We start from the raw sequence: 23,153 nt of genomic DNA on the forward strand, positions 1-23,153 counted from the left end.
TTTTCAGCCCACTGGCCTTTGTGTCGGTGCAAGTTCATTTACCGGTGTTACTGCGTTTTCTCACAGGGCGCTGATGAAATCACAATAAGGGAAGCCCGTGCTGATCATCCCCATCCAAAACAAACCCGACTGGCGCCGGCCGCCATTAATGTGTTTTGCGTTGATTGCCCTTAACTTGCTGATGTTTGTTTTCTATCAAGGGGGGGATGAAGCACGCTGGCAGGAAGCTGAAGATTACTATTTTGAGAGTGACTTACCGGACCTCGAAGAGCAACGCTTTCTTGTGTATGTCAATGAAATGCACCCAGAGTGGAGAGCGCAGATGGGTGTGGAAGGGGAAGAGTTTTTTTACCGGGAATCCCTCGGTAACCCTGAATTCCACCACTGGCTGTTGCCGAAGCTCGAAGCAGAGGGTGAAACCGAGTGGTTACGACAGAGGCAGGAGTTTGCCCAACTGCGGGATAAGGTTAGTAGCAATGCACTGGGACTGATACCGGCAGATCCGAGTATTGCTGGGGCCTTTGGCCATATGTTTTTACACGGAAGCTGGGATCACCTTATTGGCAATATGGTGTTTTTGCTGTTGTTTGGTTTGTCTGTTGAACTAGCCCTGGGAGGGTTGTGGTTTATAGGGCTCTACCTGGTGGGAGGATTGGCGGCGGCAGGTCTGCATGTGCTGGTGGAATCCGGCAGCCATGTACCGATGGTGGGTGCCTCCGGTGCGGTCTCGGCAATTATGGGCATGTTCGTTGCAGTTTACGGTGTGCGCCGGCTGCGCTTCTTTTACACCATTGGTTTTATGTTTGGCGAATTCAGTGCACCAGCGCTGCTGGTGTTACCGCTGTGGTTGGGTAAAGAGATTTTCGGTTATTTGTATGGAGATGCCAGCATTGCCTACTGGGCCCATACTGGCGGTTTACTTGCGGGTTTTGCCCTGACTTTGGCGGTGTTGTACTGGCGCCCGATGGTGGAACCTATGCCGGAGGAAGAGGAGGCCCCGTCCCCCCAAAGGGTAGCCTTGGCGCGGATTGATCGTTTTTTGGAAGAGGGAAAAATCCTGGAAGCCACTGAAGCGGCAGCCTCAGCGGTGCGGCAATATCCACAGGCGTTAACACTGATTGAGCGCTATATAGAACTGACCTCAGCGGCGCCAGAGAGTGAAGGTTACCACCGGGCCAATCTCGCTTTATTTGCCCAGGCAGGAAATCTGGAGATCGATGGCCATACCTTGGCAAGTGGCTATCGCCGCTACTTGGCGGCAACAGAAAGTCCAAAGGCGCTCACCGGAAAGGCAAATTTATTGATGGCACGGCGTGCAGCGGAGGAAAAGGACTGGCCGTGGCTAGAGGAATTACTGCGCCACTTGAAACAGCAGCGAGTGAATCACCCCTTGATTCCCAAGCTGGGAATGGTCCTGGTCAATTACTATCGTCGCCTGGGTGAGGAAGGCCGCGCGCGCGAGGTGAAAGAGATGACCCAAGATATGGCTGCCTCAGGTTGAAGAACATAATTTGGTATGTCTTATAAATAATTAAGTAATGTATTGGGGGCAGAGTGAGTCGCTATATTTTGACCGGGACCGAAATTGCAGGGATGGAGGGGGAGCGCAAGGTACATTTCCTCAATGCCAATGCGGTGCGTAAAAACAAGTCCCTGGGTGATCTTACCGGCATATCCGGCTTTGGTTTTCATATGATCGAAATCGAGCCAGGTTATGAATCCACAGAATTCCATTGTCACTATTTTGAAGACGAATGTGTTTATATCCTGGAGGGTAGGGCCGAGGTGCGGATTGGTGACGATCACCACCAGGTTTCTGCAGGGGATTTTATTGGCTACCCCGCTGGTGGCCCAGCTCATGTGATGCGCAATGTGGGAGAAGTGACCTTGCGCTGCATAGTTGTAGGCCAGCGATTGCAACATGATGTTGCCGACTACCCAGAAAAAAATCAGCGGATATACCGAAATAATGGTTTACCCTGGGAGTTGGTGAACCGCGATGACATTGACCACCCGAAGTAGTTTTCGCCGGTAGAAAAAGAATGGATTTTTAGCTTATGCCTGAAAAGATTCGGGTTTTTTATAATTCCGCTTGTCCAGTCTGTAACGCAGGAATTTCAGCACAAAAGAAAAAGTCCGTCTCCTGCCAAGTGGATTGGGAGGATGTTCATCTTGATGAAGATAAAGCGAAGGAACTGAATACAGATTTAGAGTTTGTCCGTGAGCGGTTGCATGTATTGGATGCGGATGGAAATCTGAAAGTAGGCTACGAAGCTTTTATTACAATTTGGGAGAACTCTCCCAAGGAGCAATGGAAGGCTAGGGTGTCGAAGCTAGCCGGCCTTAGGTGGTTTTTGAATAAAGGTTACAACGTTTTTGCGCGAGGTTTGTATCTATGGAATCGGGCGCTAAAGCATTGGTAGCGAATGTCGGGCTAGGTTTAGGGAAGCCACCATAGATGGCTACCCATATTTTGCTATTTAGTGAATTTCGGCAGTGCTGTTAAGTACTTTCCACAGGGTATCGATTTCAGAACGCAAAGCACTCTCTGGAAATTTCTGTCGGACAAAGTGCAGTAGTTTTTTTGCCAAGTCCTCTCTACCCAATCCATCCATATACACTTGTGCCAATAACAGATAGGCAGCATCGAGTTGTGGATAGGCCTCTTTATGTAAATTATTGAGTAGCTGTGCTGCCAATTGGTACTTATGCTGTTGGTATAGCACCTTGGCTAGTGCATGGCGTATCTCGGGCTTAGCCACAGGCGGGCTGGGCTCTGTGGCCATATACAGTTCAGCTGCCTTATGTGGGCGATTTATCTGTACAAATTTTTCTAATAGATGTGGCCCCAGCTCCTGAAGGGCTTTTTTATCGTCGGTAGCAAGTAAAAGGCGGTAGTAGCGCTCATTAAGAGTTTCGTCGTTAGGGAAGCGGCGCAACCCTTCAACCAAAGCCTGGCGAGCGCCCTTGAAGTCCCCTTCGCGTAAAAATATTTGCGCTTCAGCCCGAGCGCGCTTACACAGGAATTCATTTTCCTCTAAGTAATTTTCATCATCTTCTTGTATTGAGGCTATTCCCAGTTTTTGCTGTCGAGTTAAGCAGATATATCCCATCACAGCACTTGAGACGATGGAAAAGTAAGAGACAATGGCTGCCGTGGTCGGGAAAATTGCCCAGGCCGGCAGTTTATCGCTGACCACGGCCATTAGTATATTGGGTGCGAAAGAAATGATATTGGTAATAATTAACAGCAACCAATAGGGCCAGCCAATGATTAAGGTAAATTCCAATAATTTGAGTGGGTTGATTGCGGACCTCAAACTATGGGTAAGCGCTAAGGCAATCATTGCAGCCGGCGCTAAAAATGACAGGGCGGCTGCATAAATCATTATGACATTGAGGCTTCCAGTAAATTGTACAAGTTTGTAGCCAACAAAACCGGCGATCAATGTCATTCCAATGACTTTCAGAAATAACATTGCACCATTGCCATCAAGTGCATCTGCCAGTGGAGGGGCTTCCAGTTGGCCTCCTGCGAGTCTTTCGATGACCAAGAGATTGTAGCGGGATACAACAGCTACAATGGCCACCAAAGCGACAAGGGTCAGAAGACCCATTGACGTTATTACCATACTGCCCGCTGCTGCAACAGCCATGATTGTTAGAGGGCCAGGCTTAAAAGCATAGAGAAAGTAAAATAGCCCCATTTGCCAAAAAGGCTTGGCGTTGTTACTGGCTCCGATATATTCCAGGCTATCGCGGCAGAGTGGGCATTCGGGACCCTGCCCATGGTAATTGGTACTCGAACCCGGAATACACTCGCCACAGAACTGACGGTTGCAGGGCTGGCACTGCCAGGATGCAGTCTTGCTAGTGTGATAGTGGCAGGAATCAGCCATTTATTCTTCCCTAACGAATTTCTCTACTTAATAGTTATTTTGTCTTGGTTCACAGTTTATCTGTCGACTCGGTGGCGGTGCAATCATCAAGTATTTTTAATGTCCTGTTAGAATGCAGGAGAAATACCGATAAAATTGGTACACAAGTTTCAAAATAGGTGTTGTATGACAAAGGCTATGCATATTCATTTGGTTGAGGGCTTTGCGCCGGAACCCTGGGGAGAATCAGCACTGCTGAGCTTTGATGGTAGCGCTGCCAATATTCATATTAGCGCTGCGAAAGGCGCTGTGTTGGTTGCAGCGCAGCGAGCTGCCCGAAAGCTCGATGGTATGGGGGTCAACGATGTTGTCCTCAAAGGGGAAAGCTGGAGCATTGAAAGCCGCTGGGCATTTTGGGCAGGTTTTTTTAACCCGCGTAAATCCAACAAAATTGACTGGGGGACTGATGACAGCGCCGAGTTAAAAGAACTCGCCGCCCGTGAAAATGCCAGTCGCTGGGTTCGTGAAATTACTAATGGTACTCCTGATGATGTGTCTCCGCGTGTATTGGCGGAGAGTGCTGCAGAAATGCTGCAAAAGCTGGCTCCCAGTGCGGTAACTTACCGTATAGTTGCCGGGGATGACCTGCTGCGTGAAGGGTTTGTCGGTATCCACAACGTTGGGCGTGGTAGTGTACGTGAGCCGGTGATGTTACAAGTGGACTTCAACCCGACGGGTGATGACCAGGCGCCGGTTGATATGTGTTTGGTGGGTAAAGGAATTACTTTTGACTCCGGCGGCTACAGCATTAAGCCGTCCAACAACATGGCCACAATGAAATCCGATATGGGTGGCGCGGCCATGGTAACTGGAGGCTTGGCTCTTGCAATAGCCAGAGGTCTCAACAAGCGGGTCAAACTCTATCTCTGCTGCGCAGAAAATCTGATCTCCGGTCATGCCTTTAAATTGGGCGATATTATTAAATATAAAAACGGAGTGAGTGTAGAAATACTGAATACCGATGCTGAAGGGCGCCTGGTGCTGGCCGATGGTTTAATTGCAGCTTCGGAAGAAGATCCTCGCTGGTTATTGGATGCCGCTACTCTGACCGGTGCAGCAAAGATGGCTGTAGGTCGGGATTTCAACTCTGTCTTTAGTTTTGAAGATGAAGCAGCCCAAAAGGTATTGTCTGCAGCTTCTGAGGAAAATGAAAAGGCGTGGAGACTGCCTTTAGAGCCTTTCCACCTTGAGCAAACCCCGTCCAACTTTGCCGATATCGCCAATGTTGGTATTGAGGGAAGTCCTGGTGCATCTACGGCAGCCTCCTTCCTGGCTCGCTTTGTACGGGATGAAGGTCGCAATTGGGTGCATATGGACCTTTCAGGCTCTTACCAGCCCAGTGGCAATGATCAGTGGGCGCCAGGTGCTAAAGGGCACGGCCTGCGTACAATTGCACGCTTCCTTTTGGATAATTAGCAACCGGCAATTTATGCCAAATTCCCTTCGAAACGCGCCTAATAGTCGGCGCGTTTCTTTTACCTCTCTCTTAATACCTATAAGTCATAAAAAAATTGTACTCCAGCTGATATTCGGGATATTAGTAGAGTTCTGCTAATTGAGGTATTTCGGTTCTGGTTCGTTAGCAGATACTTGGGCCTGGAAGCTTTTTCCAGGTGAATAAGATAATCAGTGATTCGGTGAGCGGTAATGAGCACTGCAACCTCTACAAATAATTCGGATTATAATCCAAACCATTGTGCCAATTGTCATGCAGAGCTATTGGGGCCCCATTGCTATGCCTGTGGTCAGCCGGTTAAAGGCATGGTTCGTCATTTCTCCTCAGTAATTGGAGACTTTTTTGATACCCTGCTTGCTTTTGATTCCCGCACATGGAAAACAATACCCTCTCTGTTTTTTAGACCTGGATTTTTAACCGCTGAGTATTTCTCTGGTCGACGGGTCCGTTATGTCAGCCCTGTACGCTTGTTTATCTTTCTATGTATCACCAGCTTCTTTGTAACCCAGATAAATAGTGATTGGGCTATTAATTTTGGAAATGTAGACGTTGAGTCAGTCGATGTTGAAAAAGCGAGCCAAGGTTATAACGACGCCATCGAAGATATTCGAAAAGGCAAAGAAAAGCACGTTAACAATAGTTATGCTGTCGCTGTTTTGGAAGATGTTGAGAAAAATCTGATTAGCGAACAAGAGAAGCTTACCGATGGTTTGCATAAACTCAATGAAGATTTAAGTGAGATTGATGGAGGCCAGAATGGATCGGAAAACCTTTCTAAAGAGGAACTGGCCTCAGGATTGAATGAGACTATTAGTGAGTTAGATAGAGAGTTTCTTCAAGTTGATTGGCTTCCCAAACCATTAGAAGATTGGGTGAACCGTAAGGTAGAGAGCGCCCATAAAAATGTAGAAAGGGTGACTGACGATCCAAATCGTTTCAAAAAAGCATTCTTGGGAGCTCTTCCGTCAACTCTTATAGTCATACTGCCAATATTTGCCATGATGCTGTGGGTGCTTTACGTCTTTAAACGCAGACTTTATATGGAGCACCTGATTGTAGCGTTACACAGCCAGGCTTTTATCTGCCTGAGTATTCTGATTGGCAACCTGTTTTATAGTATTAGTAGTCAACTGGAAGGATACGCATTTATATCCTCATCTCTTAACATCTTGATGGCACTATTAGTTCTTTGGGTTCCTATATATCTTTTTTGGATGCAAAAGCGTGTATATCAGCAGGGTTGGATCATGACCCTGTTTAAGTATTCTTTTTTGGGTTTAGCCTATCTAGTTTTATTATCTGTTGGTGCGGCTCTTACTGTATTTTGGAGTTTAGCAGAGTTATAAGGATATATTCTAATAGGATTCCAGCCATTAAACGCATAAGCGTTTAATGGCTGGTGTAGGTGAAACTGTGCTGTTTAGATGTTAAGTTGTTCAAGTTAAAGAGTTCGCTCGCAGCACCATCTATATTCAGAATATTGTATTGTAAATTTTTATATCCGTAATTCAGTTCAGAAAATTGGACTTTCGGATTACTGGTGGTAAGTAGTTAAAGGGAATGTCGAAGGAAGTAGGTCTTGAGTAGTACGACATCAATAGCAAGTGTTTGTAATGAAGATAATAAGTGCGCAAACTGCTGTACATATTTGTTAGGTCCCCATTGTTATGCTTGTGGTCAACCTGTTAAAGGTATGGTGCGGCATTTTTCATCTGTAATCGGTGATTTCTTAGATACCTTATTGGCGTTTGACTCCAGAACATGGAAAACCATACCTGCGCTATTCTTTCTACCAGGATTTTTAACAACAGAGTATTTTTCTGGTCGTCGTGTTCGATATGTAAGCCCTGTACGGCTATTTATTTTTCTCTGTATCACCAGTCTTTTTGTAACTCGTTTGAGTGGAGACTGGACAATTAATTTTACGGATGTTGATACTTCAAACGAAGGACCTCAGTTAGAAGCGTCGGGTGTCGACCTCCTTTTACAGGCGGATCGGCCAGTACATACGGAAATTCCTGAACGAAAAGGCCTGCTAGGAGAAATTAAGAAGGCTGAAACAAGCCTTATCGAAGCTAAAGAGGAGGTTGAAGAAGGTATTAAAAGAGGTATTAAAAATGAGATTGTTAAAGGCAGTAATGAGGGGCGAATAATTTCTCAAGAGGATTCGGAGCCGGTTTGGCAGTCATCAGCCAATGATCCAGATAATAAATTAATAAGAATGGATATCAAAGGCCTGCCAAAGCCCATGCAAGACTGGATGGATGCCAAGATTGAAAATGCCAACCAGAATATTAAACAAGTTACTGAAAATCCAAATCGATTCAAGAAAGCATTTCTTAAGACGCTTCCTTATGCACTGTTAATCATGTTGCCAATGTTTGCCATGATGTTATGGGTGCTCTATATCTTTAAGCGTCGACTATATATGGAACACTTAATTGTAGCTTTGCATAGTCATGCTTTTATATTTCTAAGTATCCTGATTGGAAATATCTTATACCTGCTAAGTGTTAACATGGCTGGGTATACTCCTATAACATTAGCTTTAGAGGCCCTGATAACCTTATTGGTTTTTTGGGTTCTGGTTTATCTCCTTTGGATGCAAAAGCGTATATATAGGCAAGGCTGGTTTGTAACCTTTTGTAAATATTCAGTACTGGGGATGGCTTACTTGTGTCTATTATCAATTGGAGCGGTTTTTGCCATCGTTTGGAGCTTGGCTGGATTGTAATAACGGTTTTAGCGATATAAATTGATGGACATTTAAAGTTTACAGTTATATATAATCGGAAGATATAGTGGGTATTAAAAGTCGAAAGGAAGCCTCGGTAGAGAGGCAAGATTATTGCTCTAACTGTAATACAATTTTATTGGGGCATTTCTGTTATGGCTGTGGACAGTCAGCAGAAGGTATTGTGAGACGTTTATCAAGTGTGATTAGAGACTTTCTAAATACCCTTGTGGCATTTGATTCACGCTTGTGGAGAACACTGCCGGCTTTACTGTTATCCCCAGGATTTTTAACGATAGAATATTTATCTGGAAGGCGAGCACGATATGTAAGCCCGGTAAAGCTGTTTATCTTTCTTTGCGTAAGTGCCTTTTTTCTGATTCGTATTAGTAGTGATTGGAGTATTGCTCAAGAGCAGTCTATCCGTACTAGTGAGAATGTTGCCGCAAAAATGGTTCCGTCATCCATAGGTGATACAGAAAAACAATTTGACTGGGATCTGCCCGGTGGCAGGAAATTGAAAGTTCGTGGAGTAGAAAATAAGCAAGAAGTATGGTCGATATCTTTTAATCGAGTACTCTCAATTATTGAAGAAAAAGTCTATGCCGTAGAAATTATGCCTCAGTCATGGCGTCATTGGTTTGATATCGAATTCAAAAAGGCGAGAAGTAATATTGAGCGAGTGTCGGAAAACCCTACAATCTTTGCCAAGGCTTTCTTCGGATCTCTTCCTACAATGCTGTTACTTATGCTGCCAATATACTCAGGTATATTGTGGCTACTTTATGCGTGTAGAGAAAAATTGTATATGGAACATGTTATTGTATCGCTCCATAGCCATGCCTATGTGAGCCTAACGTTGTTGCTAGGAACTGCTATTTTTCTCTTGCAAGAATTTGTTGAGCCTTTGTTCTGGATGGAAATTTTATGTTATGGGGTTTTGCTGCTGCTTTTCCTTTGGATGCCAATAAATTTACTAGTGATGCAAAAGAATATCTATAAAGAGGGGTGGGTCTCGACCTGTATTAAATACTCGGCTTTAAATTTTGTTTATCTGCCACTAATTATACTATGTACGGTAATGGCCGCATTTTATAGTTTGGCTGAATTATAAATTTCTGGTTATTCCAATTTGTGATTCTTGATCCAGCTGCGTAATTTTGTTATTTATAATTGTATGATAGATGGATTTCTATTCTAATTGTTATTAGAAATACGCGGTTTTAAGGTGTTTGTTTTTTGTTTCATTCAATAGAAAGCAAAATTAATGCCCGCCAGAATTTTACTGTCTCCATAGATATTCATTAAGCACAGTTTACAATCGCTCTGCCCATAAATTCAGTCTAAGTTACATGAATCTGGATGGGTAAATTTATAGGTGTATTCACTTAAATGGAGAGCGTTATGTTTAAATCTATATTGCGTGTAGTTATCTTAGGGATTTTAGCTTCTAGCAGTTATGCAGATCCAATTCAAGATTTAAGTATGCAAAACTATGAAGCGGGTTGGTTTCCAAATTATTGGCAGGGGCAGGGTCCACTGACATGTCGTCGGACTTGTGCAATTTGGGTTGGAGGGGTGCCTGAGTCAGAGGTTGCTACTGACCTGATAGATGATTTTGAATCTACCAGTGTTTGTAAGGTAACTCGCGACCCTGAAATAATCGAGAAACCTGTCAATGACCCATCATCTCACTGGCTCTATGGTAATCAGTTTGACGATAAGTCGGTTTGCTATGTCGGAACCCCTTATGGTGTCAAAGAAGATGATCACTTTATGTGTCTGTGTGTATGTAATAAACCTGACCTGATAGTGAGCCAAATCTATGATCCGATCTGGAATCCTGGAACCGGGCAATCCATCATCGTAGTCGATATCACTAATATAGGTGCTCTGGCAGCGCCAATCAGCCAGGCTCGCCTTTTAGATATTGATACACTAGCCAACGATGTACAGGCGACGCCTGCAATTCCAGCAGGTGGCACTGTAAGTATTGTATTTACTTTGGGTTACTGGGTTTTTGATCCGGATGCGGTTTTAGAGGTAACTGCTGACTTTACCAATCTCGTCGATGAGTGTAACGAAAATAACAATACACTGACTTATGCCGAGCAAGGGTAGTAGTAGATAGGGGGAGAGCTCCCGGAACTAAGCCGTAGGGAGCTTTGAGATACTAAATAAAATTAGCTAGAAAGAAACACATTAATAACCTGGCAGCTTTCTTTATCCACCGCGGCATTAGGCTGTTCATTACCGACTGTTTGCTCCCCGGGTATTTTAGGTAGCACGAGATACATTCGTGGATAGTCTCGGACTATATAATCTTTTTTATCTGCACTCAGCCAAGGGTATTCAGCGGCAATGGCTGTTACTCCACGGAGTAAAGCGATACCATCTGTGCAACTATTTGGAGTAGTAGCTGTGGTGAGCATGGCAAAAGCTAATGAAGAGAAGTTCATAATCTCTGCTATCCCAATGGGTCTTCAGACTGACGTTATGTTTATTCTGGGGACAGTATAGCTGAGCTCGATTATGAGCAACAGGCAGTTCTATTAAAGCGGCCAGCCGAAGCTGGCCATCTTCTTTACTATGCGTGCTTTACAGAGGTTTCTTCGACTTTCACCCAGAGGCGTGTCTCTGTCGGACTAATTAATTTGGACAAAAGATTCGGGGCCACAGAGGTTAGCCCAATAAAACCAACTATCGCACGGAGAATAAATGAGTCAAGCCAGTAGATAAGGCCAATTAACAGTATTGCTATCACAAGTGACGGTAGAGTGGCTTGCAAACGAGACCGCTGAATATGCTGATAATCCATTGTCTCAGGTAGTTGTTTCTCGATACGCTCTAATGCGTGCGCTTTTACTGTTTGATTTAAGAACTCAACAGAATGGGTCTTATCCCCGTGCTTGATAGTTATTACATCTGAATTGTGGTCACTGCTAAGTGAATTTATTTCATTGAGAGGGATTCGTGCTGCGGTATCAGGTTTACATAAATGATATATTTCTTCAGGGGATTTCCCCGCTTGATAGGCGGATTGAGCAGTTAAAGCCTGTTTTTTCGGGATATCAAAATAGACGAGTTCATCTCCTTCTAAGGCGACGAGGTAGTTATCATCAATATCAAGCCAGGACGTCTCAGTATAAAAGCCCTCGGGTAGTGCTTTTTTTGATTCCCTTACAAACAAGAAGCTTAAAATCCAATATAAGACGAGGCAGATACCTATAGTGATAGGTGCTGCTTGAATCAGGTTTCCTACAGGTGTGTTACTTTCGATATCTCTTTGAGCATTCTGCGCCAATACATGACCGTAGATGTCGCCCTCTGGAAACCATACTTCGATAGGTTGACCTTGTTCATATTGACTATAAATTCCTTTTGAAATCTCTGCGGAGGATTCAAAGTCCTCATCTTCATAGTTAAACTGATAGTCAATATAGTAATTTGTACGATAGCGCTTTTTACCTTTGCGGCCCCGGTACTCTTCTTCCTCCTCTCTTAACGCTACTACTTCAGCATCTAGAGCTTGATGATTTTCGACCCAACTTAATGATTCATTGTTGGCACGAGAGTAATAGTTTGACAGAAAGTAAGTCAGAATAAGGAAAACTAAAATACATACTGTACGCACCATCGATTTTCTTTTTTGTCCGGGGGACTTCTGTAACGCCATTTAATACATCCTTACTGTATTTCTTGTGCTTTAGGTATTGGTACTTTTGGAGTAATAAGTTGTTTTTTTTAGATTGGGAAATTGGTGTGGGTGCAAAATGCAACTGCAGTTTGTTTGGTAAATAAAACTGAAGGTTAACTCTAAATTAATTTTTATTACTTGACCGGCATCATGGTTGGTTCATTTGCATATTGAGTATTTTCTTAAAGATTATTTTTTATTAAGTAAAACTTCCTAATTAGGATAAGAGCTGACCAATTTGGTACAAACGGTTTAGGTAATACAAACCTTACAAACATTGAGTAGCTGAATGGTAGAGTTTTAATTGCTGTGGGATTTGGACTGACTAGCTAATTTTCTGTCAGCCTTATGAGATTGGGTGGTTCAGTTTCATGGAGGTAGTTCTATGTTGAACGAGTTCAGGTGAAGTACCAATGTCGTTTTGTGTCGTAAATGTGTCATAGCAGACGCGCCCACTGGAGTACAATTCCCTGTGTGGAGGAGATGCTATGACCAAGAAGATAGGTTTTTTTGTTGCTGATGGATTCCAGGCTTTAGACCTCTTTGGGCCCTTGGATGCCTTTATGGAGGCTAATAGTTTCGTTAGTGAGGCCTATAAAAGTTGTTTGATAGGTTTAACCAATGCATCAGTTAAAACCGCGTACGGCCAAGCCCTATCTGTGGATTTTGATATTTACCAGGATAGGGAAATTGATTACCTGGTCATTACTGGCGGTACTGGGATGCGGCAGCTGCGCTTAAGCCCTAAGCAGGTAAATGCGCTACGTGCAATCGCAGACAAAGCAGAGCGTGTCTTGAGTATCTGTACAGGTGCATTCTTGCTAACAGATATATTTCCGGAACAAAAGCACCGTATTACCACTCACTGGCGGCATTGCCGGCAGCTTGCCGAGCAAGCAGTCAATTATCAGGTTGAGCAGGACCCCTTATTTATTGAAAGCGGAAAACTGTGGTCTTCAGCGGGAATTCTATCTGGAGTCGACTTGGCCCTGGAAGTGATTCGCCAGGATTATGGTAATACTATTGCGGCCAGTGTGGCTAAAGACCTGGTGGTTTATCTACAGCGCAGGGGAGGGCAGTCCCAGTACTCTGATCTGCTTAAAGTGCAATCCAGTGACAGTATGAGGCTCAATCCTCTATTGGAGTGGCTGTCGGAGAATTACCAGAAATCAATCAGCGTTTCCGATATGGCGGAGCGTATTTCTGTTAGCGATCGCCAGTTAACTCGCTTGTTCAAACAACATCTTAATAGCACCCCCGGACATTATCTAAACCAACTCCGTTTAAACCGGGCGCGGGATTTAATCACCTGTGAATCAGCAAGCCTTGTTCAGGTAGCTCGGCAGGTGGGGTTTGCAAGCTATGATAGCTTTCGCCGAGCTTTTTATGGCCAATTTGGTGTGTCCCCCTCATATTTCAGTAGGAATCGTTAAGCCGCGCTCTCACAAGTGTCTTAGCTTTAAGAGTGCGGCGAGATTGAGAGCTATTCCATTACCACTCGACGCAGATCTTGCCAAAGTGCGACCCGCTGGCCTGGTACTCAAATGCCGCAGCCAGTTCCTCCATAGGGTAAGTCTTATCAATCACTGGCTGTATCTGGTTGGCTTCCAATGCGGTGACATATTCCCGTTGATCCCTACGGCTTCCAACGATCAAGCCCTGTAACCGGGCCTGCTTGGCCATTAACAGTGCTGTGGGCACTTCTCCCGAGCGGCCCGTTAAAACACCAATCAATGAAATATGGCCGCCAACTCTGACTGAATGGATTGATTGCTCTAGTGTACCGGGGCCACCGAGCTCAATAATATGGTCAGCACCCTTGCCTTCCGTCAGCTCCATAACCTTTTTTGACCACTGTGCATGGGTGCGATAGTTGACGCCATGATCGGCGCCTAATTTTTTGGCGCGCTCCAGTTTTTCATCGGAAGAAGAAGTAACAATAACTTTGGCCCCCAGTATTTTGGCAATCTGAATTACCGTAATAGATACTCCGCCAGTTCCTAGAGTCAATATTGTGTCGCCAGGTTTTACCTTGCCATCTACTACCAATGCCCGCCAAGCAGTAAGGCCCGCGGTAGTAATGGTTGCCGCCTGAGCGTGGCTCCAGCCTTTTGGGGCAAGGGTAAAAGCGCTCTGATCGCGCACAACAAACTCAGCGGCCATCCCATCGATACCGTCACCAGGCGTATTGGCAAAGTTACCCACGGAAGCCATAGGCGTACCTGCTGGCCACTGTGGGAAAAAGCACGACACAACAGAATCGCCGACCTTAAAATCGGTAACTCCCTCACCAAATGCATCCACGATACCGCCGCCATCAGACATCAGAATGCGGCCGTCTTCTGTGGGAATACCGCCGTTGGCAACCAAAAGATCGTGGAAGTTGAGGGAGGAGGCTTTAATTGCAACACGGATTTGGCCTGGGCCGGGTGCTCCCGGGTCAGCGATGTCGCTAACCGAAATATTTTCTAGTCCGCCTGGTGTTTTTAGCGCTATTACTTTCATTATTTCTTCCCTATGTGTTGAGTGATAGTTCCCTATACCCAAGTGTATGGAAGTTAATCATCGAGTTTAACAGACCTAAATTGATGTCTATGAATGAGGTCATTAAGCTGCGATGGCAATTATCTATGTCAATCACTTCCGCGATTCATAAGTCTTAGATAGACTGAGGTTAATTGTAGTGGCATATACGTAGGTAACCAGCTACCAGGCGTAATAAGCAAATTTATAGCTCTTAAATACCCAAAACCGAGGTCTATCAATGTATCAAATTGACAGGAATACTAATCGACTCGAGCCACTAAATTTGAAAAAGTTTTCTGATTTAGGCTTCCGTGAACGCGAACATCTGCAAGAGTGGTTAGCAGCCAACCCCGAAGTGCTGGGTGAGGAATTGCTTATTATTCAAAAAGAATTTGATGGTTTTAATGAGACTCGTGAACGCCTAGACCTGCTTGCCCTGGATAAACATGGTCATTTAGTAATTATTGAAAATAAACTCGATGATTCTGGACGTGATGTAGTGTGGCAAGCACTAAAGTACGCGTCCTACTGCGCCAGCTTAACAAAAAGTCAGATCATAGATATCTATCAGCGTTTTCTTGATAAAAGAGGTTGCGAGCAGAATCAAAGTGCGCGGGAACGTTTAGTGGAATTCTTTGCTGATAGGGATTTCGATGAGCTGATTTTGAACCCTGATGCTGAGCAACGCATCATTCTTGTTGCTGCGCATTTTCGTCGAGAAGTAACTTCTACTGCACACTGGTTGATGCGTCATAACCTGCGTCTTCAGTGTATTAAGGCTGTGCCCTACGCGAAAGGAGATCAATTATTCCTAAGTCTAGAGCAGATATTACCAATGAGAGAGGTCGAGGATTATGTGATCGGCCTGGCAGAAAAGAAGCAGGAAGAGCAGTCCAATGCTCGTGAGCTAGCTCAGCGTCACCATACACGGCGAGAGTTCTGGAAGCAGTTTATTGAAATTATGCGTGAAAGTGACTGTAGGTTGTTTGATAATGCAAATGCCGTGACTCAGAACAGTCTCCGAGGGGGATCTGGTTTGGCTAAGGTGGCTTACCAAGTTGTATTGAATCAAGACACCATCCGGGCTGAGTTTATCATAGGGCGTTCGGAGCGTGATGAAAATAAATATTTGTTTGATTCTTTGTTTTCTAAAAAAAATAAAATTGAGTCGCGCTTTGGTGATACTTTGGTGTGGGACCGTCTGGATAGTTATATCGGCTCCAGGGTATTTACAGAAATTTCAGCAAGTGGCCACAATAAAGAAGAATGGCCGACGCTGAACACCTGGTTATGCCAGAAAATTACAAGTTTGGAAAAAGCTTTTTCTCCGGAGATTGGGCATTGCAGGGAACTTCTGAGAACGCCTGACTACAAAGCAAAGGAACCTGTCACAATTTTAAATGAGGTTTTAGAGTGAAATATGGAGGCTTTATACTCCTTAAGACGTGCATAAATTTTTAAGCATATTGCCTCCTTTAAACTTGGTTTATGAATTCAAAAGTCAATTTCATCTGAGATAAATGTATTAAGACCTCACTGTATGTAACTTTGGGATACAAAAAGTGAAGACTCATTTCCAAGATTAGGAGTGGGTGTTACTACACCAGAAAAGAAGCTGATCTTTCGCAGCTTATCGACAAAACTTTAAATATATAAATCTTTTAACGAGTAAAGTTGCTCGAGCAACGATAAATCACGTATTTTTGATGCGAAATGGGATTGGAACCCAGTGGTTTGTTTTTTTCACTAGGTCTTAAGCAAAAATCACAACGTATTGTGAACATAAGAAGGTGGTGGGCCCTCCGGGACTCGAACCCAGGACCTGCCGATTATGAGTCGGATGCTCTAACCAACTGAGCTAAGGGCCCACACATTGCTTGCGAGGATCGTTGCAAGCGGTTGGCAAAAGTACAAGATTTTCCCTTGCAAATCAATGCCTTTGTTAGCACTCAAAGCCGATATGGGCAAATTCTAGAAATCTTCTTTCCCTGTTGCTCAAGCTTTCGCCAACAACTGATCTTTATGGAATAGATGCCCACCTTGAGAGAGCTTCCAAACAGCTTAATTGGTTCGAGTGTCTTAACTAGAAACTTCAATTGGTACGACTGTCTTGTTTATGCGAAATGGAGGCTAAAACCCCATACTAAAGTATTTAAATCGGCAGTTTGGGGATAAGGATACAGCACCAAACCAGGAATGCAGCGAAGAGGGCGACGGCCACGGCGGCGGAGCCTGTGTCTTTGGCAATCTTGGCCAGCGGGTGTTTCTCGGGGCCGATGCGGTCCACGGTCGCTTCAATAGCGCTGTTGATAAGTTCTATTGGGAGGACAAACATCACGGCTGCAATCAATATGGCGCGCTCAGTAGGTGTCTCCCCGGCCCAGAGTGCGAGAGGCACCATTAGGCAGGCGGCAATTACTTCCTGGCGAAAAGCTTCCTCATTGCGCCACGCAGCGACGAGCCCCTGGCTGGAGTAGCTAGTGGCAGCCAGGAGGCGAGCAAACCCCTTCTTGCCGGGCTTGTTGGCAAGCTCTTCAGATTTTTCCTGCTTATTCGCCATTTCTTTTTGCATGCTTATCTCCTGCTTTCACTAAGCCTGCGCGGGGAGGTCATCTTTATGTCACAAAAAAAAGCCCGGTTGAACCGGGCTTTAGTCTAGCGCTTACTCGTCGAGGAAGCTGCGTAAATGCTCCGACCTGGAGGGGTGTCGCAGTTTGCGCAATGCTTTCGCTTCGATCTGACGGATACGCTCGCGGGTTACGTCAAACTGTTTGCCCACCTCTTCCAGAGTGTGGTCGGTATTCATATCAATACCGAAACGCATACGCAGTACCTTGGCTTCACGGGCGGTGAGGCCGGAAAGCACGGAGCGGGTGGCGTCGTGCAGGCCAGTTTGAGTGGCGGTATCCACCGGCGAGGATTGATTTTGATCCTCGATAAAGTCACCCAGGTGGGAGTCTTCGTCGTCGCCGATAGGCGTCTCCATGGAGATTGGCTCTTTAGCGATCTTGAGGACTTTGCGCACCTTGTCTTCCGGCATTTCCATGCGCTCGCCCAGTTCTTCCGGAGTGGGTTCGCGACCCATTTCCTGCAGCATCTGGCGGCTGATACGGTTGAGCTTATTAATAGTCTCAATCATATGTACCGGGATACGGATGGTGCGGGCCTGGTCCGCAATAGAGCGGGTAATGGCCTGGCGAATCCACCAGGTGGCATAAGTGGAGAACTTGTAACCGCGGCGGTATTCGAACTTATCCACAGCCTTCATCAAGCCGATGTTGCCCTCCTGGATCAGGTCCAGGAACTGCAGGCCGCGGTTGGTGTACTTCTTGGCGATAGAGATAACCAGACGCAGGTTGGCTTCGACCATCTCTTTCTTGGCGCGGCGTGAACGGGCCTCACCAATGGACATGCGGCGGTTGATCTCTTTGATCTGGCCTACGTCCAGCTTGGCGCGCTCCTGGAACTGAGCCAGTTTGCGCTGGGCGCGAACAACTTCGTCTACGACGTGGCGCAGGGCATCGGAGTAATCGCGCTTTTTCTTGATGATTGCGGGAATCCAATCATCATTGGTCTCGTTGCCGGGGAATTCCTTGATAAAGGTCTTGCGCGGCATGCGGGCGCGTTTGATACACATGGCCATAACCACGCGCTCTTGCTCGCGCACGCTGTCGAGTACGTAGCGAACTTCGCCGTACAGCGGGTCAAACTGGCGGGGAGCCAGTTTAAAGAAGCGGAATACATCGCCAACGGCTTCGAGGGCCTGGCCAGCTTCTTTGGAATCGCGGCCGTGGGCGGCGATGGCCTCGTCGGCAGCTTTTTGTGCGGCGATCAGCGCGTTCATGCGCTCGGCGAGCTCTTCGGGGTCGATACCGCCGGTAGCTTCCTCTTCATCTTCGCTGCTGTCGTCATCGCTGTCGTCGTCTTCGGCGTCGTCATCGGAATCTGATGACTCCGGCGCGCTGGCAGCGGCGGCTTGGCCAGCCTGGGCTCCGGGCGGAACCTCGTCGGCGGGGTCGAGCCAACCAGAGATAATATCGGGGATGCGGCGCTCTTCTTTCTCGATCAGAGCGTACTCATCGATGATCTGCTGCACTGCACCCGGCCAGTAGGCCAGGGCGGCCATCAGTTCGCGCAGGCCCTCTTCGATACGCTTGGCAATGGCGATCTCGCCTTCGCGCGTGAGCAGCTCTACGGTGCCCATTTCGCGCATATACATGCGTACTGGATCGGTGGTTCGGCCTACGTCGGACTCTACGGCTGCCAGGGCAGCGGCAGCTTCGGCTGCGGCGATTTCATCAGCGGAGCTGTCGCCTTCAGCCATCAACAACTCTTCGGCATCCGGTGCGGTTTCAAACACCTTGATGCCCATGTCGTTGATCATGCCAATAATGTCTTCCACCTGATCGGGATCGGAAATATCTTCCGGTAGGTGGTCATTTACCTCGGCATAGGTCAGATAGCCCTGCTCTTTACCGCGGGCGATCAGTTCCTTAATGCGGGACTGTTGCTGGGTTTTGTCGGTCATGCACAACCCTGAATTCTGGGAATGAAAATACGGGACAAAGACGCGGGATTATAGCGTATTTGCACTAGCAATAACCACTCTAGCTGTCAAGTAACGGCGTAGGTGCGATGTTTAGGGTGCTGGGGTTCCCGATCCCGCCCGGCGGGGGTGAGTGAATATAGTGCTGAGCCCGCAGTTTTCAAGGGGTTGGCGCTTATTAATTCTGCTTTTTTCGCCAATTGGCTAATAGAGCCAGTTGTTCTTCGGGGCTCAACTGGGCGCTGTTCTTAAGTTGATCGAGTAAATCGCGGTTGCGCTGTTTGTCTGCAGCTTGTTTCAGGCGCAGCAGACAGTCGTTAAATTCGGTGTGCGGATCGTATTCCAGGTTGCTGTCATCCTGGGCGAGTTGCCGCGCGACCGATACCAGTGGAGAAATAGCGAGCTTGGCCAGGGTATCGCAAGATTCTGCGCTGTGGTGTGCACGCCAGTGGCCGATCAATTGATAGAAATTTAATTGGGGGCGGCTTTTGTACAGCTCTACCAGCTGGATAAACAATGCCAGGTCTGCATTGCCCTTGATGGGGAACTGCTGTGGATTTTCGATTTGTGCTGCCAGCTCCGGATGGTGCAATAGCAGGGCGATCAGCATGCGCTCTGGCGGCAGGAGATATTGGCTCTGGCGGCGCGGACTGTCGTAACTCGGTGCTGCACTTTCACTGAAGTTGTTGTCGCGCTGCCAGGGTTCCGGCGGTGTGCGGTGCTCCAGCTCTTCGTGAGGGGAGGGTGCTTGGTGTGGCTCTCCCGGTGCAGCTATAGGTTGCGGGTGGGGCTGCTGCGGCGTGCGAGCTTTTTCTGTACGGATAACCTCTTGCAGGGTTTCCTTATCGAGCCCGGTGCGCGAGGCCAGTTGTTGGAACATCAGCTGGCGGTAGACGCCATCGGGCAGCAGGTCCAGCAGGGGAGCGGCGAGCTTGGACAGGCGCGCGCGGCCGTCCATGGTCTGCAGGTTGATATCTTCGCTCAGTAGATCGAAGAGAAAATCTTCCAGCGGTAGGGACTGCTCCTTAATTAACTGCTGGAAACGTTCACCGCCCAGTTGGCGTACCAGGGTGTCCGGGTCCTCGCCTTCCGGCAGCAGCAGGAAGCGCAGGCTGCGCCCGTCCTGCATCTGCGGCAGGGCCGACTCCAGAGCGCGGCGGGCGGCAGCGCGGCCGGCGCGGTCGCCGTCAAAGCAAAACAGCAGTTCCGAGGTGTGGCGGAAGGCGAGTTGAATGTGGTCTTCGCCACAAGCGGTGCCCAGGGTGGCGACCGCGCAGCGGATATCGAACTGGGCCAGGGCCACCACATCCATATAGCCTTCAACCACAATCAGGCGCTCTAAATTGCGGTTGGCCTGGCGCGCTTCCCACAGGCCGTAGAGTTCGCGGCTCTTGTGGAAAATTGGGGTTTCCGGAGAGTTCAGGTACTTGGGTTTGTCGTCGCCCAGTACCCGCCCGCCAAAGGCGATGGCGCGCCCGCGCTGGTCGCGGATCGGGAAAATAATACGGCTGCGGAAGCGGTCGTAGTGGTGGCGCGCGTTGGGCTTGGTGTTGCCATCACTGTCCTGGCGGCGAATGGCCAGGCCTGCCAGTTCCAGTTGATCCGCTTTCTCGGGGGTATCGGCTAATGCATTGAGCAGGTTGTCCCAGCCTGGGGGCGCAAGGCCGATACCAAAGTCCCGGGCAATCTCACCGGAGAGGCCGCGATTGCGCAAGTAGGCCACCGCATTGCCTGCGGCGGGGTGGTTGCGCAGTTGTTCACGGTAGTAGTCGGCGGCTTTCTCTGTGAGCTGGTAGAGAGATTGACTCTCCCGCTGGCGCTTTTCTTGCCCCGGTGCCAGTTGTTCCCTGGGAACTTCCAGTCCACGGGTGGCCGCGAGTTTTTCCACCGCTTCTGGGAAGGGCAGGCGGTCGTACTCCATGAGGAAGCCGATGGCATTGCCATTGGCGCCGCAGCCGAAGCAGTAATAAAACTGCTTGTCCGCACTCACGGTAAATGATGGGGTTTTCTCGTCGTGGAAGGGGCAGCAGGCAGAGTAGTTTTTGCCTGTTTTACGCAGCTTGACCCGGCTGTCCACCAGCTCGACGATATCTGCCCTTGCGAGCAGATCGTCAATAAAGTGCTGGGGTATCTTGCCGGCCATGGGGATTCGCTCAGCTTAGGCCAGTTGGGCCTTCACCAGTTTGCTCACCGCGCCCATATCTGCACGGCCCTGCACCTGGGGTTTAACCTGGGCGATGACTTTGCCCATATCCGCCATGCTGTTGGCACCGGTGTCTTTGACGGCGGAGGCAACGATATCGGTAATCTCAGCTTCGCTCAGCTGCTTCGGCAGGAATTCCTGGATAACTTCAATTTCAGCCTGCTCTACTGCTGCCAGTTCAGCCCGGCCAGCTTTCTCGTACTGGGTAATGGAGTCGCGGCGCTGCTTGGTCATTTTGTCCAGCAGGGCGAGGATACGGGCGTCATCCAGGTCGATGCGCTCGTCGACTTCAACGCGTTTGATCTCGGCGTTGATCAGGCGCAGGGTGGCCAGGCGCTCTTTGTCTCGCGCTTTCATTGCGTCTTTAGTGGCTTGGGTCAGGGTTTCCTTGAGAGTGCTCATAATGAGTGTTCCGGGATTGTTGGCAATGAATTTTGGATCAGGGGCTTAGGATAGCTTGTCTGCTGGGCGGGGGAAATGCGTTAGCCCAAACGAAAAACGGCGCGCGAGTATGGCTCGCACGCCGTTCTTTATAGCTCCGCTACGGGCTAAGCCCGTCCGGCCGCCTCGCTGCGACAGGCTTATGCAGCCTGCGGCTCTTAGTAGAGACGCTGGAACTTGCGGTTTTCGCGCTGAAGCTTTTTAGCGTGACGCTTTACAGCGGCAGCAGCTTTGCGCTTACGAACAGCGGTGGGCTTCTCGTAGAACTCGCGACGACGTACTTCAGACAGTACGCCTGCTTTTTCACAGGAGCGCTTGAAACGGCGCAGGGCGATATCGAAAGGTTCGTTGTCTTTGATTCGTACAGAGGGCATTAGGATACCTGTTAAAATTCGTTTCTCTCGGCCATTCCGGCAATGCTCTCGCAGTTGCATCCGGTGGCCGGTTCACAGCGAGGGCGCAAATTCTAAACACTCCTATACGGGATCGCAACCCCATTTTCCAGTATGATAACCACCCCTCGAAGTAGTCACGAGAATGAGATCAAGTGCGCGTCCTTGGTATAGAAACTTCCTGCGATGAAACTGGCGTCGCTATTTACGATTCTGAGTCCGGTTTGCTCAGCCATGCCCTGTTCAGTCAAGTGGACCTGCATGCCGATTATGGCGGTGTAGTCCCCGAGCTGGCGAGCCGTGATCATGTGCGCAAGCTCTTGCCGCTGATTCGCCAGGTAATGAAGAAGGCCGAGACCAGCCCTTCAGACCTCAATGGCATCGCCTATACCGCAGGCCCCGGTCTGGTGGGAGCGCTGATGGTCGGGGCCTGCGCGGCTCGTGCTCTGGCCTATGGCTGGGATATCCCGGCGGTGGCGGTGCACCATATGGAAGGCCACCTACTGGCCCCAATGCTGGAGGATAATCCGCCCGCCTTTCCTTTTGTGGCCCTGCTGGTTTCCGGCGGACACACCCAGCTGGTGGAGGTGCGGGGGCTCGGTGATTACAAACTGATGGGTGAATCCCTGGATGACGCCGCCGGCGAAGCCTTTGATAAGGCCGCCAAAATGCTCGATTTGGATTATCCCGGTGGCCCGCGTTTGGCTGCCCTGGCGGAGAAAGGAGACGCCAGGCGCTTTACCTTCCCGCGTCCTATGACTGATCGACCGGGGTTGGATTTCAGTTTTTCAGGCCTTAAAACCTTCACCCTGACGACGGTGCGCAAGCACGCCCTCGAGGATGGTTTACCAGACGAGCAGACTTGCGCAGATATTGCTGCGGCTTTCCAGGAGGCGGTAGTGGACACCCTGGTGATTAAATGCCGTCGCGCTATTAAGGCTTCCGGCTATAAAACCCTGGTGATTGCCGGTGGAGTTTCCGCAAATAAATTATTGCGTGAGCGTTTGGAAACGAGCCTGCGAAAGGATAACGCCAGCGTCTACTATCCCCGCCATGAATTCTGCACTGATAACGGGGCCATGATCGCCTACGCCGGTAGTTTGCGCTTAAAAGCAGGGGAGCAGACGAGCCTTGCGGTAGATGTGCGTCCGCGCTGGCCCATGACAGAATTGCCCAAGACCGAACTTTAAAAATCCCAGGGATAGCCTGGCATTAAAAAG

General features: G+C 48.1%; 20 protein-coding genes and 1 tRNA gene. 11 read left to right on the plus strand and 10 right to left on the minus strand.

Going from position 1 to position 23,153, the window contains the following annotated elements; translation table 11 throughout:
- Positions 1 to 97: 97 nt before the first annotated feature.
- The 3 genes from ACJJII_RS08320 to ACJJII_RS08330 are packed head-to-tail and all read left to right on the plus strand — an operon-like array spanning position 98 to position 2,423.
- Positions 98 to 1,501 (plus strand): rhomboid family intramembrane serine protease, encoded by a 1,404-nt coding sequence (locus ACJJII_RS08320; RefSeq protein ID WP_444918883.1) that lies wholly within the window; start codon positions 98 to 100, stop codon positions 1,499 to 1,501.
- A gap of 53 nt (positions 1,502 to 1,554) precedes the next feature.
- A complete protein-coding gene (locus ACJJII_RS08325) occupies positions 1,555 to 2,022 on the plus strand; it encodes a cupin domain-containing protein (protein WP_444906539.1) in 468 nt (155 codons plus the stop codon).
- A gap of 35 nt (positions 2,023 to 2,057) precedes the next feature.
- Complete coding sequence (locus ACJJII_RS08330) at positions 2,058 to 2,423, plus strand: thiol-disulfide oxidoreductase DCC family protein (protein WP_444918884.1); 366 nt, start codon at positions 2,058 to 2,060, stop codon at positions 2,421 to 2,423.
- Positions 2,424 to 2,480: 57 nt separating this feature from the next.
- Here the strand turns inward: ACJJII_RS08330 and ACJJII_RS08335 are convergent, their stop codons facing one another.
- A complete protein-coding gene (locus ACJJII_RS08335; RefSeq protein WP_444918885.1) occupies positions 2,481 to 3,899 on the minus strand; it encodes a hypothetical protein in 1,419 nt (472 codons plus the stop codon).
- A gap of 165 nt (positions 3,900 to 4,064) precedes the next feature.
- Between ACJJII_RS08335 and pepB the strand changes: the two genes are divergently transcribed.
- The 5 genes from pepB (at position 4,065) to ACJJII_RS08360 (ending at position 10,249) form a co-directional block, all read left to right on the plus strand.
- Positions 4,065 to 5,354 carry an aminopeptidase PepB gene (gene pepB, locus ACJJII_RS08340; protein ID WP_444892670.1) on the plus strand — a complete coding sequence of 430 codons (1,290 nt, stop codon included), beginning with the start codon at positions 4,065 to 4,067 and terminating at the stop codon, positions 5,352 to 5,354.
- A 231-nt stretch (positions 5,355 to 5,585) separates the two neighbouring features.
- A complete protein-coding gene (locus ACJJII_RS08345) occupies positions 5,586 to 6,740 on the plus strand; it encodes a DUF3667 domain-containing protein (RefSeq protein WP_444918886.1) in 1,155 nt (384 codons plus the stop codon).
- A 233-nt stretch (positions 6,741 to 6,973) separates the two neighbouring features.
- Positions 6,974 to 8,128 (plus strand): DUF3667 domain-containing protein, encoded by a 1,155-nt coding sequence (locus ACJJII_RS08350; protein ID WP_444918887.1) that lies wholly within the window; start codon positions 6,974 to 6,976, stop codon positions 8,126 to 8,128.
- Between the two features lie 67 nt (positions 8,129 to 8,195).
- A complete protein-coding gene (locus ACJJII_RS08355) occupies positions 8,196 to 9,242 on the plus strand; it encodes a DUF3667 domain-containing protein (RefSeq protein WP_444918888.1) in 1,047 nt (348 codons plus the stop codon).
- Positions 9,243 to 9,532: 290 nt separating this feature from the next.
- A complete protein-coding gene (locus ACJJII_RS08360; protein ID WP_444918889.1) occupies positions 9,533 to 10,249 on the plus strand; it encodes a CARDB domain-containing protein in 717 nt (238 codons plus the stop codon).
- Positions 10,250 to 10,311: 62 nt separating this feature from the next.
- Here ACJJII_RS08360 and ACJJII_RS08365 read toward each other — a convergent pair whose 3' ends face one another.
- Together ACJJII_RS08365 and ACJJII_RS08370 are read right to left on the minus strand one after the other, a co-directional pair.
- A complete protein-coding gene (locus ACJJII_RS08365) occupies positions 10,312 to 10,587 on the minus strand; it encodes a hypothetical protein (protein WP_444892674.1) in 276 nt (91 codons plus the stop codon).
- Positions 10,588 to 10,715: 128 nt separating this feature from the next.
- A complete protein-coding gene (locus tag ACJJII_RS08370; protein ID WP_444918890.1) occupies positions 10,716 to 11,804 on the minus strand; it encodes a hypothetical protein in 1,089 nt (362 codons plus the stop codon).
- 509 nt (positions 11,805 to 12,313) lie between these two features.
- On the opposite strand from ACJJII_RS08370, the gene ACJJII_RS08375 reads away from it, so the two are divergent.
- Positions 12,314 to 13,258, plus strand: a complete 945-nt coding sequence (locus tag ACJJII_RS08375) for a GlxA family transcriptional regulator (protein ID WP_444918891.1) — start codon at positions 12,314 to 12,316, stop codon at positions 13,256 to 13,258.
- A 58-nt stretch (positions 13,259 to 13,316) separates the two neighbouring features.
- Here ACJJII_RS08375 and ACJJII_RS08380 read toward each other — a convergent pair whose 3' ends face one another.
- Entirely contained in the window at positions 13,317 to 14,330 is a 1,014-nt protein-coding gene (locus ACJJII_RS08380) for a zinc-dependent alcohol dehydrogenase family protein (protein WP_444918892.1), read from the minus strand.
- Positions 14,331 to 14,589: 259 nt separating this feature from the next.
- Here ACJJII_RS08380 and ACJJII_RS08385 point away from each other — a divergent pair, with 259 nt between their 5' ends.
- Positions 14,590 to 15,768, plus strand: coding sequence for a DUF4268 domain-containing protein (locus ACJJII_RS08385; protein WP_444918893.1), 1,179 nt, complete (start codon positions 14,590 to 14,592; stop codon positions 15,766 to 15,768).
- 374 nt (positions 15,769 to 16,142) lie between these two features.
- Here the strand turns inward: ACJJII_RS08385 and ACJJII_RS08390 are convergent.
- From ACJJII_RS08390 to rpsU, 6 genes are all read right to left on the minus strand, one after another.
- Positions 16,143 to 16,219, minus strand: a tRNA-Ile gene (locus ACJJII_RS08390).
- A gap of 284 nt (positions 16,220 to 16,503) precedes the next feature.
- Positions 16,504 to 16,923, minus strand: coding sequence for a diacylglycerol kinase (locus tag ACJJII_RS08395; RefSeq protein ID WP_282934471.1), 420 nt, complete (start codon positions 16,921 to 16,923; stop codon positions 16,504 to 16,506).
- 90 nt (positions 16,924 to 17,013) lie between these two features.
- Positions 17,014 to 18,879, minus strand: a complete 1,866-nt coding sequence (gene rpoD / locus ACJJII_RS08400) for an RNA polymerase sigma factor RpoD (protein WP_444918894.1) — start codon at positions 18,877 to 18,879, stop codon at positions 17,014 to 17,016.
- Positions 18,880 to 19,075: 196 nt separating this feature from the next.
- Positions 19,076 to 21,040, minus strand: coding sequence for a DNA primase (gene dnaG / locus ACJJII_RS08405; protein WP_444918895.1), 1,965 nt, complete (start codon positions 21,038 to 21,040; stop codon positions 19,076 to 19,078).
- Positions 21,041 to 21,055: 15 nt separating this feature from the next.
- Complete coding sequence (locus ACJJII_RS08410; protein ID WP_108731584.1) at positions 21,056 to 21,502, minus strand: GatB/YqeY domain-containing protein; 447 nt, start codon at positions 21,500 to 21,502, stop codon at positions 21,056 to 21,058.
- A 197-nt stretch (positions 21,503 to 21,699) separates the two neighbouring features.
- A complete protein-coding gene (gene rpsU / locus ACJJII_RS08415; RefSeq protein ID WP_020411530.1) occupies positions 21,700 to 21,915 on the minus strand; it encodes a 30S ribosomal protein S21 in 216 nt (71 codons plus the stop codon).
- A gap of 173 nt (positions 21,916 to 22,088) precedes the next feature.
- Here rpsU and tsaD point away from each other — a divergent pair, with 173 nt between their 5' ends.
- On the plus strand, positions 22,089 to 23,123 hold the full coding sequence (gene tsaD, locus ACJJII_RS08420) for a tRNA (adenosine(37)-N6)-threonylcarbamoyltransferase complex transferase subunit TsaD (RefSeq protein ID WP_444912032.1): 1,035 nt from the start codon (positions 22,089 to 22,091) through the stop codon (positions 23,121 to 23,123).
- The last annotated feature ends 30 nt before the right edge of the window (positions 23,124 to 23,153 follow it).

It is taken from the genome of Microbulbifer maximicatervae (SeqCode) (genome assembly GCF_052467825.1).